General features: G+C 39.1%; 14 protein-coding genes and 1 riboswitch. Of the genes, 6 read left to right on the top strand and 8 right to left on the bottom strand.

All coding sequences use genetic code 11. The annotated features are described in order from the left end of the window. The first annotated feature begins 51 nt into the window (after positions 1-51). Entirely contained in the window at positions 52-1368 is a 1317-nt protein-coding gene (locus tag L0668_RS17520) for a DEAD/DEAH box helicase (protein ID WP_235314026.1), read from the top strand. On the opposite strand, the gene L0668_RS17515 is transcribed toward L0668_RS17520, so the two are convergent. From L0668_RS17515 to lysC, 7 genes are all read right to left on the bottom strand, one after another. Then, positions 1369-3540: a vanadium-dependent haloperoxidase gene (locus L0668_RS17515; protein ID WP_235314025.1), complete on the bottom strand. Its 2172-nt coding sequence runs from the start codon at positions 3538-3540 to the stop codon at positions 1369-1371. 283 nt (positions 3541-3823) lie between these two features. Then, complete coding sequence (locus L0668_RS17510) at positions 3824-4381, bottom strand: PEP-CTERM sorting domain-containing protein (protein ID WP_235314024.1); 558 nt, start codon at positions 4379-4381, stop codon at positions 3824-3826. Between the two features lie 196 nt (positions 4382-4577). Continuing rightward, the gene (locus tag L0668_RS17505; RefSeq protein WP_235314023.1) at positions 4578-6281 is read right to left on the bottom strand and encodes a protein adenylyltransferase SelO; all 1704 of its coding nucleotides are present in this window, start codon (positions 6279-6281) and stop codon (positions 4578-4580) included. Between the two features lie 290 nt (positions 6282-6571). After that, positions 6572-8335, bottom strand: a complete 1764-nt coding sequence (locus tag L0668_RS17500) for a putative bifunctional diguanylate cyclase/phosphodiesterase (protein WP_235314022.1) — start codon at positions 8333-8335, stop codon at positions 6572-6574. Positions 8336-8505: 170 nt separating this feature from the next. Next, complete coding sequence (locus L0668_RS17495; RefSeq protein WP_235314021.1) at positions 8506-8724, bottom strand: YgaP family membrane protein; 219 nt, start codon at positions 8722-8724, stop codon at positions 8506-8508. A gap of 282 nt (positions 8725-9006) precedes the next feature. Continuing rightward, positions 9007-9189, bottom strand: coding sequence for a hypothetical protein (locus L0668_RS17490; RefSeq protein WP_235314020.1), 183 nt, complete (start codon positions 9187-9189; stop codon positions 9007-9009). Positions 9190-9199: 10 nt separating this feature from the next. Continuing rightward, positions 9200-10576 carry a lysine-sensitive aspartokinase 3 gene (gene lysC / locus L0668_RS17485; protein WP_235314019.1) on the bottom strand — a complete coding sequence of 459 codons (1377 nt, stop codon included), beginning with the start codon at positions 10574-10576 and terminating at the stop codon, positions 9200-9202. A 216-nt stretch (positions 10577-10792) separates the two neighbouring features. Next, a riboswitch (cobalamin riboswitch) is annotated at positions 10793-10977 on the top strand. Positions 10978-11132: 155 nt separating this feature from the next. On the opposite strand from lysC, the gene L0668_RS17480 reads away from it, so the two are divergent. The 5 genes from L0668_RS17480 (at position 11133) to L0668_RS17460 (ending at position 16498) form a co-directional block, all read left to right on the top strand. After that, positions 11133-12977, top strand: a complete 1845-nt coding sequence (locus L0668_RS17480; RefSeq protein ID WP_235314018.1) for a TonB-dependent receptor plug domain-containing protein — start codon at positions 11133-11135, stop codon at positions 12975-12977. Between the two features lie 73 nt (positions 12978-13050). After that, positions 13051-13692, top strand: a complete 642-nt coding sequence (locus L0668_RS17475) for an energy transducer TonB (RefSeq protein ID WP_235314017.1) — start codon at positions 13051-13053, stop codon at positions 13690-13692. A gap of 98 nt (positions 13693-13790) precedes the next feature. Beyond that, entirely contained in the window at positions 13791-14366 is a 576-nt protein-coding gene (locus L0668_RS17470; RefSeq protein ID WP_235314016.1) for an RNA polymerase sigma factor, read from the top strand. Beyond that, entirely contained in the window at positions 14359-14958 is a 600-nt protein-coding gene (locus L0668_RS17465) for a hypothetical protein (RefSeq protein ID WP_235314015.1), read from the top strand. The genes L0668_RS17470 and L0668_RS17465 overlap by 8 nt, the downstream gene beginning before the upstream one ends. 109 nt (positions 14959-15067) lie before the next feature. Further along, positions 15068-16498, top strand: coding sequence for a TonB-dependent receptor (locus L0668_RS17460; protein ID WP_235314014.1), 1431 nt, complete (start codon positions 15068-15070; stop codon positions 16496-16498). A gap of 105 nt (positions 16499-16603) precedes the next feature. Here the strand turns inward: L0668_RS17460 and L0668_RS17455 are convergent, their stop codons facing one another. Next, positions 16604-17515, bottom strand: a complete 912-nt coding sequence (locus L0668_RS17455; protein WP_235314068.1) for a sulfotransferase family protein — start codon at positions 17513-17515, stop codon at positions 16604-16606. Positions 17516-17558 lie beyond the last annotated feature (43 nt).

Raw genomic sequence — 17558 nt, 5'->3', positions numbered from 1 at the left:
CCGCCCTAAGTTAGCAACATCCACAACCTTGTTACACAGGAATTTAGTTTTATGTCATTTAGCGGTTTAGGTCTAAATAATGAGTTAATAAAAACCGTTACACAGCAAGGTTATAAAATACCTACCCAGATACAAATGAAATCGATTCCCGCCATACTTAACAAGCGTGATGTTATGGCCGCTGCACATACTGGCACAGGCAAAACTGCTAGCTTTTGCCTTCCAATAATTCAGTTATTAAGCCAATCGAAGCCAAAACCCAAACATACTCGGGCATTAATTATCACACCCACTCGCGAACTTGCTGCACAAGTAGCCAAGAGTGTCGCAACCTATAGCCAGCATATAAATCTGCGCTATGGGGTGGTTTTTGGTGGCGTTAGAATTGAACCTCAAATAGCACAATTGCAAAGTGGTTTAGATATACTGGTTGCCACTCCAGGCCGATTACTTGACTTGTATAACCAACAAGCCATTCATTTTGAACAGTTAGAAATTCTGGTGTTAGACGAAGCTGATCGCATGTTAGATCTAGGTTTTAGTAACGAGATAAATCGTATCCAAACTCTATTGCCAAACACACGCCAAAGTTTGTTGTTCTCTGCCACATTTTCAAAAGACATCAAATCTTTAGCCAAGAGCATGTTAAACCATCCGGTATTAATCGAAGCTAGCACTGCCAATAGCACTTTAGATACAATTAAACAAACACTCCACCCTGTCGACAAAACCCGCAAGAGCGAATTATTAACGTTCTTAATTACAAAGCATAAATGGCCTCAAGTACTAGTGTTTAGCCGTACTAAAAAAGGGGCTGATAGTTTGGCTGCACAGCTAAATAATACGGGTATTAACGCTGAATCAATTCATGCAAACCGAACTCAACATGCTCGCACACTAGTCTTAGAGGGATTTAAATCGGGTGAAATAAGTGTTTTAGTCGCTACTGATATCGCCGCCAGAGGCATTGATATTAGCCAACTACCTTGTGTAATAAACTTTGACATGCCCTATGTCCCAGAAGATTACGTACATCGTATTGGACGCACTGGACGGGCAGGTAGTTCAGGATTAGCCCTTTCGTTATTTAGTGCAGACGAAACCAAACAGCTCGATGCAATTGAACGGCTAATAGGACGTAAGTTAAACCAAGAAGTCATTCAAGGTTTTGCTCCTATAACGATTAACAAGAAGCCTCCCCCCATAAAAAAAGCCAGTAATAAGACACTCAAAAATTCAAATAATAAAAAACCGGCAAGGTCACAAGATGACGAACTATACGGTAATTTTGAAGCCGACCCTGCGCCCAAAGGCAAACACAATGGGCGAGGTAGTAGGTCTTCACGAAACGCCAAAGATTGGCGCTAATTATCCATAGCACTGAATGTTAGAGCCGGTGCGAGCATAACAACGATAACTCAAAGCCCCGAATAATATAGCTATTAACCAAAGTAATGATCCGCCCCCACTTGAATCTGCCCCTCCAGGTGGCGTGACAACAGGAGGCGTAACAACAGGAGGCGTAACAACTGGCGGAGGCTCAACCACAACTGGATCAGCAAGTGACTGTATCTCTCCAGTAAAGTATTGCTCAGCTAAGGCAAAGGCTGCTTGGCCAACTTTTATACCTACTCTGCGTCCCGCCACATCATCTACTGGGGGATGAATTCCTCCCCAGATTCTGGACAGGCTAGTTTGATCAGACGCATCTGTATAGGTGGCCCATTGCAATTTAATATCTGTACTTGGGCCTTGTTCAAACACTAAAAATTCGTTTTTCTTAGCCACAAACTCGCCCATGCCCCCTGGAAAAAATTCGTTCCCCGTGAGTAGCGTTAACACTTCGGCAGCGGCTCTTGAGAAGGTTGAGTGACCCGAGACATACCCTGCAAAAGGAGGAGTGACAAAACTAGGTCGTTGATAAGGCCACCAGTTTTCAGCCAAGATCCAATCCACCCCAGCTGTATCCGTCTGTGGGTCAATAATTGCCGATGGCCCTTTCCAGGCTAATAATTTCACTTTACCCACGTGTTGAGCGGTATCACCGGCCAAAGGATCATTCGTGGTAACAAGTTCAATAAATCCGTCAACCAATGGCAAGCCATTTTCATGATAATTAGCAAGTTCAGGATTTGAACTTTGTCCCCACTGCGCCATATGTCGAATCGCCGAAATAGGACGGATATAGTCATACCAACCTTTGATACCCCAAGCACTAATTGCCGAGTCATGCACCGCACCACCTAAAGTCAAATACGCTTTGATATCCCACTCAAGATCACTAAGTGGCTCACCTGCTCCTTTATACTGTTTAGAGAAATCAGCATGATCCGACACCAAGTCATTTAAAATAGTAAACCAATGGCCAGGTGGCGTTTCAGAATCAGGACCATCAGCCCAGAACTCGGCTAATACTCGGGTATAATCCCCCCTTGGTACCAATTGGGTTTCGTAAGGTGCGTTAGTAGCTGGATTAACAGAGTGTCCCGCATCAGTGGAACCGCCGTCATTAGTTGAATAAAACTCTCGCAATCCTGCAATACTTTGCGGTAGCTCTGTGGTGTTGCCGATTGAATTAGGTGATATATCAATAGTCACACCATCGGTGTGATCTAAATGAGAAGACCATATAGCCACTAAGGCATGGCCCCATTGATATTCGGCACTAGTCGTTCCTTGTTGATCCAAATACGCTGGTGCACCGGGATCATGATAAACCCAAAAATCGACACCATCTCGTTGCAAAATGTCGAGATCTTCATCCATTAAGGCAAATGGTTTAACTTGGCCCCATTCGGCACCTAAAAAAGGTGGAGTGTCGGTTTCATTACCCGCTTGATCGATAAACACATCTAATTTAAGAGGTTGCCACCTATTAGTATCAGCCAACATCAGGTTACCCGGTTGGCTTGGATCTAATGGAAAATTCTTTGGCTGATACACAGTATTAGCATAGTCGTTTGCTTCATTTGCCCCATCCTGTTTACCATATTCAATCAAACAATTAGCCACATAATTACCTAAGGCGCTAGCTGCACCGCTGGTAAAATCAACAGACTGATTGTTTCTATCTACTCCATAAAAATTAGCCATCTCAACAAATTCAGTTTGGCTTTGTACAGCTCCTGGGGAGTTTGCGAACCTGTGGGTTAACAACCGATACATGCCATAACTAATAGCAGTTTCAACCGCTTTAGGTTTATCTATTTCATTATCTAACAGTTGCTGTTTATCTGCAGTATTAAAAGCACATGCATCCAATTCAGTATTCTTTCCCAAGAAAACAGGGGCTGCGACATCATCAAAAATAGACCAAAGGTCGTACATTAAAGCCGAAGAATGATAAAGGTTTCTAGCATGCACAGTGGGGCGAGCAAAATCATGACGAATAGCAAACAATAAAGCTTCATTCCAGTTTCTGGCAGCTGAATGGCTTGAGTTGTAAAGCGTTTCTTGAGCGTTTAGTGAGGGAGTGAAAAAGGTAAAAGCGATAATGACGGATAATAGTCCGTTAATTTTTCTACCATTCATTTTATACATGATCTAATTTACCTAATTGTAAACACGAGAATTTCAAGCAAATCCTCTACTGAGCATTATGCTACCTTTTTGTTAAAAAAAGGTAAAAGTGCATACGAATGCATAGCAGTGATACACTGGGTATTGTGCTGGAAAATTAGCTTTATTCCCTTCTGACGTAGTCAATTTAAATGAAAGATTAGTAAACACGAAACCAAATTTAAATATACAAATAAAAAAGCCAGCAAAAATACTGGCTTGTATATCATCAAATTATTCTAGGACAATAAAATAGCAATTTTGACTAAACAGCTCTCTTTTTTCTTGCATAACCTATCCCAACTAAACCCAGTCCTAATAAAACTAAAGGAGTAGGTTCTGGAGCAGGAGTTGCGCCAGGTCCAGTCACTGTGTTTACATCCAAATTAAATGAGACAAAAGACCCAACTTGCCATACTGAATCGTTATTTAAATCGATTGATAAGATATTATTAAGATATGAAATCGATGAACTCGAAATTACCGTTACATCAGACGCTAAGAAGCTTGATATTCCAAGAATATCAACATCAAAGGTTAGCGTAAATAATTCACCTGCCCCTAGTCCAAATACATTATCCTCAATATTTGATATCAAAATAGACGTATCATAGATATCAACAGAAAACCCAAAGGAATCAGTACTTTGTGGAAGATCTAATTCGAACTCAACTCCTGCTCCAATAGTATTTGAAGACTGGCTACAAACCCAATTTGGGCTTGGCGAGATTGAGCAGCCTACTTGTGTACCGATAAGCGTTGCATTGGACGTAAATGGCAATAATAAGAACAGTGCTGAAATCAAAACCTTTAATTTTTTCATTTAAATACCACTCTTGTACTCAGTAAGGTTCAATGCTAATTGGTTACACGCAAAAAAAGTACCGAAAATACAGTTGATTGATTTAATTGAATTTATTTCATGAAAAACAATAACGCTTAGTAATACTGTAAAATATGCTGACAACTGCACCACACAAAATGTGTACTTTTTAAATAACTAAAATACTTTAGCCTAATCAAGAAGAGCAACTGTATTGTGACACGCCACCAGCGGCAAAGAACTCCTTAGGTTTTAAACGGTCATATTTACTTTCAACCTCTGGTGACTGCAGTTCAAAAGGCTGAGTTAACACTTGTTGTAATTCATGTATAAGTGCAAAATCCCCCACACTTGCTTGTTGATAAGCTGGTACCACTAACCATTCTCGCCATGTGTACTTAGGATTAACTTGCTGCATTTTTTGCGATATTTTATTGATGTCTTCATCTGCATTTATCAAGCTTCGCCAATTCTGTAACCACAATAACCATTGCTCATTTAAAACATCGTTTGGCGTTTCGTAGAAGCTTTTGCTCAATTCTGAAATATCTTCAGGGATATTCGAAAGCTCACGAAAGAAAATGGTGAAATCTACAGAGCTTTGCGCCATTAGCCTAATCAACTGTTTAAATAGTTCTGAATTAAACGTTTCTAGCCCAAGTTTGGCCGCCCACATCTTATCCATTTTCTGTTGCATGATTGAATCAAACCCAAGGTTTATTTGGTTTAATTCTTCAAGCGCTTCGGGAGTTGACGTAAGTAATGGTTGAAGAGATTTACAAAACATATCAAAATTTGTCTTGGCAGCGGCTCCTTGATTGAAAAACGAAAAATGTTGTCCACCACCCGTCCAGGGTTGGAAATAAGGTTCAAAACGCTCAACAAAACCAAATGGACCGTAGTCAAGGGTATAACCACCAGCCGCGCAGTTATCGCTGTTAAAATTACCTTGGCAGTAACCCACCCGCATCCAGTGGCTTATTAAAGTGGTTAATCGTTCACGAAATGCGCTGGCTAGTTGTAATATTTGCTCTGCTAAGGCCAGCTCATGATTGACCTCATTTTGGTATTCGCGCTCAATCAGGTGTAAAACAATCTTCTCCAACTCTTGTAATGCTTCGGGGTGGGAATTAAAACGAGCGCGACGAGCAAAAAGTTCAAGTTGGCCTACTCGTAAAAACGATGGCGCAACTCGGGTAGAAATCGCCACTGGGTTCGATACAGTTATATCTGGGTTAGTGGAATATGAACCTTCTGAGTACCAAGGACGATTTACTTGTTCTGTTTGGGAAACAAACAAACATAAAGAACGAGACGTGGGCACACCCAAAGCATACATATGTTCTTGGACTAAAAATTCCCTAACACTGGAACGTAATACTGCCCTACCATCGCCGCCACGACAGTAAGGAGTAGGCCCACCGCCTTTTAACTGCATCTCCCAGCGATTACCATTAATCACAGTTTCAAGCACAGATACGGCTCGCCCGTCACCATATCCATTGCCTGTTCGAAAAGGGCATTGATGAATATATTCAGTACCGTATATCGACAGTGCATACCCTGTAGCCCAGCCGTAAGGTCGCATTGGCGCAGGGATATCAGATATATCTCCAGAAAATAGTCGAGCAAAGTCATGAGTTTGAGCTAGGTTGTGGTCAAAACCTAGCTCAGCGAAGAAGGTATGACTATGAGCAACATATAAAGGACTAGCAATTGGCGTAGGTTTAACCGGCACATAATGCCCAGAAAAAACTTGCCTTGGCTGATAATCATCACCAGTTTCAGTAGCATCAGGGTCGCAGTTAAGGTTATCCAATAAGGAGTAATCAGTTAACTTAGCTAAATCATCAAGCGTATACACGCTAGTAGGGACATCAGTAATTGGATGTTTGGCCATGTTAATTCGTAAACCTTTTTAGTATTAATCTAATTGCAAGCAGTATAAGGCAGTGAAAAGCAGAGTGAAACCGGATAGAACAGATACCTCCAAGAAAAGAATCAGATACAGGTAGAATTAACAAGCTATCTGACTTTTTGTTTTAGACAAAAATAATAACAAATCCGCTGAATACTATACGGGCTGTTGAATGTATTTTCTATTTGTAGGGATACATCTGGAATACTACTTTATTTGAGGGTGTTGATCTTTGTATCAAAACGAAGGCGACCTAGATTTGAATAATGAGCTTAGGCCTGAATAGTGTTATTTAATTGCTCCGTCATTTCTTGTATGGGTATTGGCTTTGAAAAATAGTAACCTTGTCCAAACTCGCAGCCCATTTTCATCAACAACAATAATTGTTCTTCATCTTCTATTCCTTCCGCAACCATTTTGCAATTTAGTGCCTGAGACAAGCGAATTGTAGCTGCAACAATGGCTTTATGTTTTCTATTGGTTAAAATATCGATAATAAAAGCACGGTCTATTTTTATCACATTCACATTTAAATTTGCGATATAAGCTAACGAGCTCATGCCTGTACCAAAATCGTCAATTGCTAGTATAACCCCTATCTTACTTAGCTTTTCCAATTGAACACTAATTATATCAATATTAAGACTCGTTTCATTTTCTGTTAGCTCTATCTCCAATTGGTTAGCACTAACATCATATTTGTTAAGTAGCTGTTGAATGAAATCAACAAGTTCCAAATCTAATAAATTATAGGGTGAAAGGTTAACTGCAATAGGCATAGTAATACCTAATTCCTTCCACTGGGCTAATTGTTCAATTGCTAATCTTATGATGTAACGGCCAAACTCTTGAACACGACCACTTTGTTCGATTAATTCAATAAAGTGAAATGGCGAAAGAATGCCTTTTTGGGGGTGATGCCAGCGAGCCAATGCTTCAACGCCAACAATATCAGATGTTTGAAGTGCGAGTTTAGGTTGATAATGCAATTTAATTTGGCGTTCGAGTAAGGCATCATTGAGTTCAGAACGTAAACTCAAGCGATTTTTATAATCTTGAATATTAAGCTCATCAAATAAATGCCAACCAATATGCATTTGTTTCGCTTTATACATAGCAGTATCCGCACACACTATTAACATTTCTATTGTGTTGGCTTGCGACGGATAATGAGCAATACCAATACTTGCCCCTGTATTCACAGCTAGTTTATTGATCATAATCGGTTCATCACATTCTTTAACTAGTTGCTTCGCCACAATTTGTGCATCTTCAATAGTGAGTTGTGGTGCCCAAATTATAAATTCATCTCCCCCTACTCTCACTAACAATTGGTTTGACGTTAATAAATCAGTTAATCGTTTAGCCACCTCTTTTAACAAGAAATCTCCAGCTGAATGACCAAAAGAATCATTCACTTCTTTAAATTTATCCAAATCAATCATGAAAAGGCAGCCTTCCATTGGAATGTCTTGATTGGAAACATTTAATAAATCTTGGTTTAATTGTTCTTCCAAATACAACCGATTGGGCAGGCCCGTTAGAGAATCATGAGTGGCCATTTTAGCCAATTGTTTATTCTTGGATTCGACTCGCTTTATTATCTGTGTAGACATAGCCAGCGCTAACCATATAACTAACCACAACACTATTGCAGACACCAACAACAAACGTTTTGAGACATAAACCATTGCTTTATCTAAGGCTGTTGTTTCGGTAATTAATAGAATTTTAAAATCGCTACCAGAAAACCTGTACCAAAGATAATTATTATCACCAGATTTTATCTCACCAAAATCATTAGGGGATACGTCCGGCAGTTTTGCTAGCAATTCTTGTAAATTAGTATTACTGATTTTTTTTGCGAGTTGCCAGTGTTTATCAGTGACAGTTTTTAGCGGTATGATGTTTACATATAGGCCAGTGTTTTCGCTTTTATCGATTAGCCATTTAACAGATTCTTGGAAAGGTTGGTTTATATCGTTGTTTTGATCATGAACAAGTTCACTATGTATAAAGCTTAATTGCTTTTCCATTGCCGACAATTCAGTTTGAATGATAAGATCAGACGTTAACCTGTAAGACACTAAAATATAAACGACTGAAGCAAAAAACGATACACCTAAACAAGCGAGAATAAGGCGCGTTTTTAATGATTTATCTCTTATATTTTCTGATATTGAGTTGTGTATTTGACGTACCTCATTTATCGCTCTGATCGAGTGCTTAATCCAGCAATTTGATACACAGGACACCAACCACTAAATAGTGAAATCAAATTTAACACCCCGAATATCCCTAACAGTATTTCGATAATGGGCTCTTCAATATACGATCCATTAAATAAGGCAAATAGTGTCACTAAAACACCAATTATTCCTCTTGCTGAGCGATCTATAAGGTTTAAGTTCTGAGTTAACTTCATATTATTAATACTTGTAACTAGGTTATTATTAAGCAGTCTAGCTTAAATTCGGGTATCTAAATAATAAATATTTGCCAATAAATTACAATTATACTTTAGTGTGCTCTATGCCAGTATGGTTTTTATACAATTATAGCTAAATTGTTAGTCACTCAGGTTATCCCCTATATTTTCTAATCTATGGGACAATCTAGCTCTAAAGCCTAGGGGCTGTTTATCTTTGGTGTATGTTTTTAGTTCGACGAATAAGAGGAAAATGAATAAGAGGCAAATGAATAATGCTCAATCATCAGCTTCTAACCAAGTTTTAATCAAACTGGCAATGCGTTGTGTATCACCTTCAGCATAAGCCATCAACAAACGAGCCACGCCCTTTTTAGCCTTTACTTTAGGCTGTTGGCGAGCAAACAATTTTGATAAAGGTGAATGATAAACGCCTTTTGTTGACTGGGGTTTATCATTCATTTTTCATCTCTTATTCGAATAAAGCTTTATGTAACGAGCAAACTACATCTGAACTCGCTTGGGCGCTTACCAATAATGATAGATTATGCGGATTAGCACCGTAACAAATCATGCGTAAGTTGTACTCTGCAACCGCATTAAATATACGATTAGACACGCCCGCTTCACTGTGCATATTATTGCCAACAACAGTGACAAGATCATAGTTATCTTCAACCAACACCTCACAAAACTCTCTTAATTCATCAAGTGTTGCACGATTTAATTGTTCTACCACAGAGTTTGCTGGGTTGTCTAAAGTGAAAGCTACTGATATCTCAGAAGTCGTCACCAAATCAACACTAAGCTTATGTTTAGCTATGATAGTAAATACTTTTTGCAAAAAGCCTTGAGCGTACATCATTTTAGGTGTTTTTACCGTTACCATGACTTGCTCTTTACGACGTGTGATGGCACGGTAAGCAGGCTCTGTTTCACAGTCTCTAACAATCCAAGTACCGCCTTTTTCTGGTTCGCGACTTGAGCCTACAAACACTTTTATATCTTGTCTTAGTGCCGGCTCCATAGTCGCAGGGTGCAATACCTTAGCGCCAAAAGTGGCCATTTCAGCGGCTTCTTCAAAACTTAATTCTGGCAATGGACGTGCAGCAGAGGTAATACGAGGATCGGTTGTATACACCCCAATCACATCAGTCCAAATTTCACAGGTGCTAGCACCTAAGGCTTCAGCAATCAAGGCCGCAGTAAAATCAGACCCACCTCGACCTAAAGTAGTGGTGACACCTTGAGCATCCGAACCAATAAATCCCTGGGTAACAAACACTGTGCTGGTTAATGAAGGAAGCATTAATTGCTCAGCATTTTGTTTGATCGCCTCTAAATCAGGCGTAGCTTTGCCAAATTGGCTGTCTGTTTTCAATACATTACGTACATCAAAATTTTCAGCACTTACACCTATTTGTTGTAATACTTGGCTAAACAATAAAGATGACATTCTTTCACCGTGCGACAACAAGGCATCTTTTAAATCAGCTCTATGGTTAATTTCTTCATGCAGTGCTAGGTCAGCCAATGATGTTAACAACTGTTCAAGTTTATCAGCTACGTTTTCTGGCGTTTCTAAATCATTTAAAATGGCATACTGAATAGCTTTAATTTCTGTTAATTTTTGTTTGATTTGATCTTTAGACATAGCGGTATGAGCAATATCTACTAATAAGTTGGTTACACCTGCTGAAGCGCTAACCACTACTACTCGGGTATTTGAGTTGTTTTTAATAATATTGGCGCAGTTCTGCATGGATGCAAAATTAGCAACACTTGTACCACCAAATTTAGCCACATTCAGGCTAGTTAAATCTACATTACTCACTGTCTTATCACTCATAATCAAAGGCAAAATTGCTGACGTAAAATAACAGTTTTTATTTATAATTAAAAAGTAAAAACAAGCTTATTAAACAGCTATTTTGGAATAGGTTATTCAGCTGCATCAAATTAGCCTCTATCACATATACAAAGTGCTTTTTTGATTGTCGACTTGCACTTAATTTAACTCAGAACTGTTTTAATAATTTGACTTTCAATTGTGCAGAACGTATCTTCAGCGCCGCTATTCTAGGTGCCTATCGGTAGCTTAATTGTTATCTGGATAGGGTAAACGGGAAGTGTGGTTATCAGTTGTTTTAGCAATTGGTATTATTCCACCGCTGCCCCCGCAACGGTAAGTTAAGCATTTGTGATGAATATTTAGCCTAGCCCGACACCGGCCTAATGATAGTTATTATATACGTATGGAGCGGCGGGCTTCATTAGCATGTTAATACGTTTTTTTGTGATAAAAAATCTCTCTAGCCTTACAGGCTATATGCTGAACTATTCAGGTATTACATCTTCTTTACCCCCTCTCTCAATCGTTTTACCTTTTATAGATTGAGGATTTTATGCAACACAAACCATTAGCTATTGGTATTACATTAGCGCTTATAACCCCTTCCATTTTTGCTAACAGTCAGCAAAATGAAGAACAATCCATCGAAAAAATTGCCGTGGTTTCAAGCAAAGTGGCCATGCCGCTTAGAGAAATAGCCACATCAGTTTCTGTGATCAACCAGCAGCAGATTGAAGCTAGAGGATATGCAAACCTCACTGATGTTTTAAAAAACCAAGCAGCTATTGGCGTGACAAACAGTGGTGGAGTCGGAACCACTACCTCCTTGCGTGTGCGCGGTGAAGAAGGATATCGCACCTTAGTTCGGATAGACGGTGTAGACATATCCGATCCCACTGGCACCCAAGTGCAACCCCAACTTGGACACTTACAAGCTGCCAATATTCAGCGAGTTGAAATATTACGCGGCTCACAAGGTCTGGCTTACGGGGCGGATGCAGGAGGCGTAATCAACATATTTAGCCCTGAATACTCAACGCCGTTAGCTGGAAGTTTAGCCGCTGAAGCCGGCCGTTATAATACATCCAATGTAAAAGGTGATATTGGTGGGCGTTATGAGTCTATTGACTATTACCTATCTGGCGCTAGTTTTGATACTCAGGGCTTCAACTCTCGCTTAGACGATACTTCACAAGACTTAGATGGATATGCAAACAATACACTCCATACACGCTTGGCCTATCAATTAAACCCAGAGTTATCGGCTCAAATAGTCGTAAGAAGTAATCAAGGGAAAGGCGATTTTGACAACTGTGGCTTTGGAGAATCAGCTACCAATGATTGCCAAACTGAGTTTACTCAAACTAACTTTCGCGCAGCACTTAACTATGACAATAATCATTCAGCTCATGAGATATCGATTGCCAAAACTTTAGTTGAACGAGAGAATTTCAATCAACAATCATCTAGCTATCTAACCAAAGGCTTTACTGAGCGTTTTGAATATTTAGGTCATACTGAACTTAATTCGCAGCATGCCGTGGTATATGGGATCGATTGGGAAAAAGAAAGCATTAGTTCTGCCCAACAATATCGATACAACAAAGGATACTTTATTGAATACCAAAGCGAACTCATAAAAAATTGGTTTTCAACCTTAGGAGTTCGTCATGACGATAATGACGACTTTGGTCAACACACCACTTACCGCCTAAGCAGCGCCTATATTTGGAGCATAGCAGGCAATGAAGTTAAATTGCGTGGCGCTTACGGTACTGGATTTAGAGCACCCAGTTTGTACGAAATTGAATATAACCGAGGCCCTTGGTCTTACGCACCGGCCTCAGAAACCAATTTAATTCAAGAAGAGTCAAAAGGGTATGAAGTAGCATTGGGGTTAACTACCGAAAAAAGTGGCTCCTTTGAACTCGTTTATTTTGATCAAACCATCCACAACAGCATTTATTTTGACTTAGCCACTTTCTCTGGATATTTACAAGATACAGGTAAGTCATTTTCCAAAGGAATAGAAATTATACTTGATTACCCTATAGCTGATAACTGGCGAGTTTATGCTAATCACACCTATAACAAAACACAAGATACAGCTGGGGATCAACGAATTCGCCGCCCCAAAAACCTAACAAATTTCAGTGTAGATTATGCCTTCAACAAACTGACTTTTACCGGGTCTGTGCGCTTTGTTAGAAACTTTACCGAAGGAAGTATTAGCTTAGACAATTACAAAACATTTGATGTAAGTGCTCGCTATCAAGCTCTTCCAGAATTGTCAATATACGCTAGAATTGAAAATGCTTTTGACACTGACTATCAGGATGTGCCAGCGTTTAACACATCTGGTCAGGCACCACACATTGGCTTGAAGTATCAATTTTAAATTAGATAAAATAATTTAACCCCTTTCTCCTTTGTGGTTCGTTACTTATACGAACCCAATGGAGAAATATATAATGCAAACACAAGTTTATATTCCACAATCTCATCTAAATCTAAAAAGCTTAGTCAGTATAATTATACCCGCAGCAGCAATTACCTTGGCGCTGTTTTGGGGAATGCAAAAGCTTATAGCTAATAATCAAATACCGCGAACCCAAGTCAAACAAGGGCCAATTATAGACCTATTTTATGACTTTACAGACACACCCGTTATTACTAAAACACCCATTAAACCTATGCCTAAACCAAAACCTATGCCCAAGGCTATTCCACAGATAGAAGAACCAAATACTCAAGACAACTGGGATCCAGGCTTATTGGGCAATACCTTCACTGGTCCCTCAATCAAAATAGCGGATACACCTACTTTCACATTGGCAGGTGGTGAAGCCAGACCCATTGTTAGAATTGAACCTAAGTACCCAGCCCCTGCAGCACGTGAAGGCATCGAAGGTTGGGTTAGGTTGGCATTTTCGATTACACCAATGGGCACAGTTGAAAATATCCAGGTGATCGATGCACAACCCAAACGCATATTTGATAAGGCCGCCAAACGAGCGTTATCTAAATGGAAATACAAACCGAATATTGTCGCTGGCAAACCTCAGCCACAAGATGGCATGATGGTCATGTTAGATTTTAAATTAGCTAGTTAAACCAAACCTTTAGCTTGATTAGCAGCTATAGTGAAAAAGGACTGCCAACAGAAAGTATGTTTTATGTTGGCTTAAGTTTTTCATTATAAGGAGCGTTTATGAGTCTTGCGTTTACCTTAAAATCATACTTTATTGAAAAATTTAGTAACGAAAGCGTTATGCAGGAGTACGCTAAAACGGGAGACCAAACACTACTGATTAAATTGTATAAAGAAAATGGCAATGACTTGTATCACTTTGCACTTACCTTGTCAGATCCAACCTTGGCCAAAGACATATGCCAAAAAACATGGCTTAAAGTCATAGAAAAAAAGCATCTGTACCAAAATACCGGGCAGTTTAAAGCTTGGTTGTTTACCTTAGCTCGTAATCAACTAATAGATGAATTTCGATCAAACAAATTAATTACCAATATCCAAGCAGATATTGAAGGCAAACCAGATGGAATTCTTAACGAGCCTAATCAAGATATACATACTCGCTTTAACCAAGCTTTATTAGCCTTAACATTTGAACAAAAAGAAGCATTTTGTCTGCAGCAAGAAGGTTTTAGCTTAGACGAAATTTCGCGTATTACTCATGCAAATAAAGAAACGGTAAAAAGCCGTTTACGCTACGCCAAAGACTACTTACGAAAACAGCTAAAAAGGTACCAAGAGGTTAATCATGGCTGATCAAAATGAACATCAAGAATATTCTCTAGAGCAACTATATAGAAAACGTAAATCTGCACATATGGCACCTGCTTCTATTGAGAAAAATGTACGCTTAAAACAAAAAGAACGTAAAGAGTATAAACCTATATTTCAACGCATTGTTTATGTCACCACTGCCGCTTGCACACTTTTATTATTTGCTTTGTTTAGTCTGCAAAAAGCCAATAATTCAGTTGAAAATACACCTCTTCAGGTAGCCTCTAATAACTTGGTTTATATTCACTCTTTAGATCATCATCCTATGACAAGCGATAGAGAAAAAATTAATAGCCGCCATGCAAAGCATTATCAAGCCTATTTACAGCAACAAAATACGTTTGCTTTACATCACAAAAAACTAGCAGCTTTAGAGTTGATGGCGAATGGTTGGCAATTAAAAACTTGCGATGACGAAGTGATGTTAATATCTAAAGAACTAGTGACCGAATTAGGCAGAATTAATCAACTTGATGAAAAACTAACTAGTGGTGATGTAGTGAGCGTAGCTTTTAATATTGACGGGTTGATATTAACTGTCGAAAAAAGTGACAAGCCAATGTTATGTTCCTAATGTATTCAATGAATTACTTATAATAAGCGGCAAATTTAGATTTATTGCTTGGATCAAAAACGCTACACTATTTATCTATCTTTTCATTGTCAATTTCGTCGGAGAAATCATGGACAGAAAAATCGAACAAGAGAACAACGTTAGCGATCGCAGTACCAGCCAAAAAGCCCTTCGAATAAATTTAGATGAAAAAAAATACGGCACCATAGTTGAAATTGGTGCAGGTCAAGAAGTGGCTCGTCAGTTTTTCTTAGCAGGCGCTGCTGCTGGCACCATAGCGAAAACCATGTCAGCTTATGATATGAAGTTTTCTGACGCCATTTACGGTGTACAAGAAGATAGACGTTACGTAAGTAAAAATCGCGTTCGTGCCATGATGGAACAAGAATTTGATTTAGTGGTGGACCGTGTTGGTGATATCCGCTCTAAATCTTCACGCTATTTTGCCTATGCTGCCACGGTAGCGGCCAAAAGTTTTAACCGAGCCAATGAGTGCCATGCTTGGTGCGGTATTCGTGTTCAAATGTATCCTGGCGCTGAACCTTCAAACATTGTTGTGCATGTGCGCATGTTAGACGATAACGCTGAAGCTCAACAGCAAGCTTTAGGCGTGCTTGGTGTGAATTTGATTTATGCCGCCTACTTCTATTACGAAAATCCAAAACAAATTATTTCCTCGTTAACTGACAACATGAAAGCCAACCGAATTGAAATTGACTCGATTGATTTTCAAGGACCTTATTTTGAAGATATTGATAACCGTGCCATCAATCTACATTTAATCCGTAGTTGGAAAACTCGCGGCATCATGTTTAACCCTGATGGCAGCGTAGCCGTTCCAGCTGAAATGTTATACAAAAAGAATGTCCTGACTATTCGTGGCTCCTTCAGGCCGGTCACCAACCTCAATGTCGATATGATTGAGCAAGGTAAAAAAGCCTTCAGTCAATTAGATGGTGTAGATAAAGACAATACCATTGCTATTGCCGAGATATCTCTTAACGATGTCCATGGCCATGATAACAACGTCCCCGAATCAGACTTAGTACAACGTATTGAACTGCTTAACCAGCTTGGTTATAACGTAATGATTTCGGATTACACGCGTTATTTCTCTTTAAGAGCTTACTTCCGTCAATATACCAAACTACAAATAGGTATAGTGGTAGGTATGATCAACGTCAAACAAATCTTTAATGAAGACTCTTACCGAGGAGTAGAAGGCGGAATATTAGAAGGATTTGGTAAACTATTCCCTGATAATACCCGCTTGTTTGTCTACCCAGAACTAGATGAAGAAGGTGAAATTAGTGAGTTTACGAATGTGAAAGTACAAGACCACCTTAGGTTTTTATACCGCCACCTTTTAGAAAACGGATTTATCTCTGGTATCGAATGTAGTGACAAAGAGTTATTCCATATTTACTCTCGTGAAATATTGAAAAAACTATCAAAAGGCCGTGGTGATTGGGAAGCTTGTCTACCTGAAGCTGTGTCTGAAACCATAATCGAAAAGAAATTCTTCGGTTATAAAGGATAGTTATACCAATCCATCTTGATAGGTACTTAGCAGGTCGTTTGAAAAATAACGGCCTGTTTTATTTGCTAACAGGCTAATACAGCGACTTAACGCCATAGACTCAAGTTAGTAAAACAGCTTTGAATCCACTGGTTTTGCCAACCTTAATACCTTAGACCTCACCTCTTCATCAAATAAACTCACATTATTATAATTATCTAAAACCCGATTAATCTGTTTTAAATGAGCAATTAATAACTCTTTATCTTTAGGCTTAACCTGAGTTCGATTAATCACTCTGATCATGTCAGCTGTGGCAGCGTTTAAACTAATATTTTTTCTTGGTGTTGGATTATCGTGAGGAGTAGACAAGCCAAAAAATTCACTAACCTGCTGGACTACATCGCCTCTATAGTCAAACACCCTAATATTGCCAGTACCAAACACATTCTGACATTCGTCCACAAACCTCTGATAATCCAAATGCTGAGCAAACCACTCTATATCGAGCATTTGAGCAAGACTTAAATCTTTACCATAACAAGGATTGCTGGCTACTTGAGGGTTACGAATACACTGCTTGTAATAACTTTCAATAAACGCCAAAGGCTCTCTAAACCATACCCATACCTGAATATCAAACAGGCTAGTCATCTGAGATAACAAATCTTTTGAAGACTCTGAAAAATCCCACCAATAATTATAAATGCCTTCTGATGACAAAATAATCGTGTGAGTTTCTGGCTTTACCTGAGCAATGATATTTTGAAAGTTAGCCGCAAAGTTTTCTAAATGAATATTAACTAGGTTTTTCTCAAACCACTGATGTTTAGGGGTATCAGGATTGGGTAAGGTTTCTAAATTGTGGGGATATAGCACACCTTTAGCTCTGAGCTTACGTTGTTTCTTGTCAAGATACGTTTGTAAACTTGTTGTGCCTGTTTTTGGTGTGCCAACGTGCAGAATTAACTTAAGCTTTTGTTCTGGCAGTTTAGTTAACGTCTGTCTAGTTAAAGCCGATAACTGCTGTGCCAGAATATTGATCACATCTGATTTTGATAGTGGTGCTTTAATGGCTAAA

The sequence above is a fragment of the Paraglaciecola algarum genome (assembly GCF_021532655.1).
Lineage (GTDB): Bacteria > Pseudomonadota > Gammaproteobacteria > Enterobacterales > Alteromonadaceae > Paraglaciecola > Paraglaciecola algarum.
The sequence above is the reverse complement of the archived record's forward strand: the minus strand, read 5'-3'. Positions and strand labels throughout refer to the sequence as shown.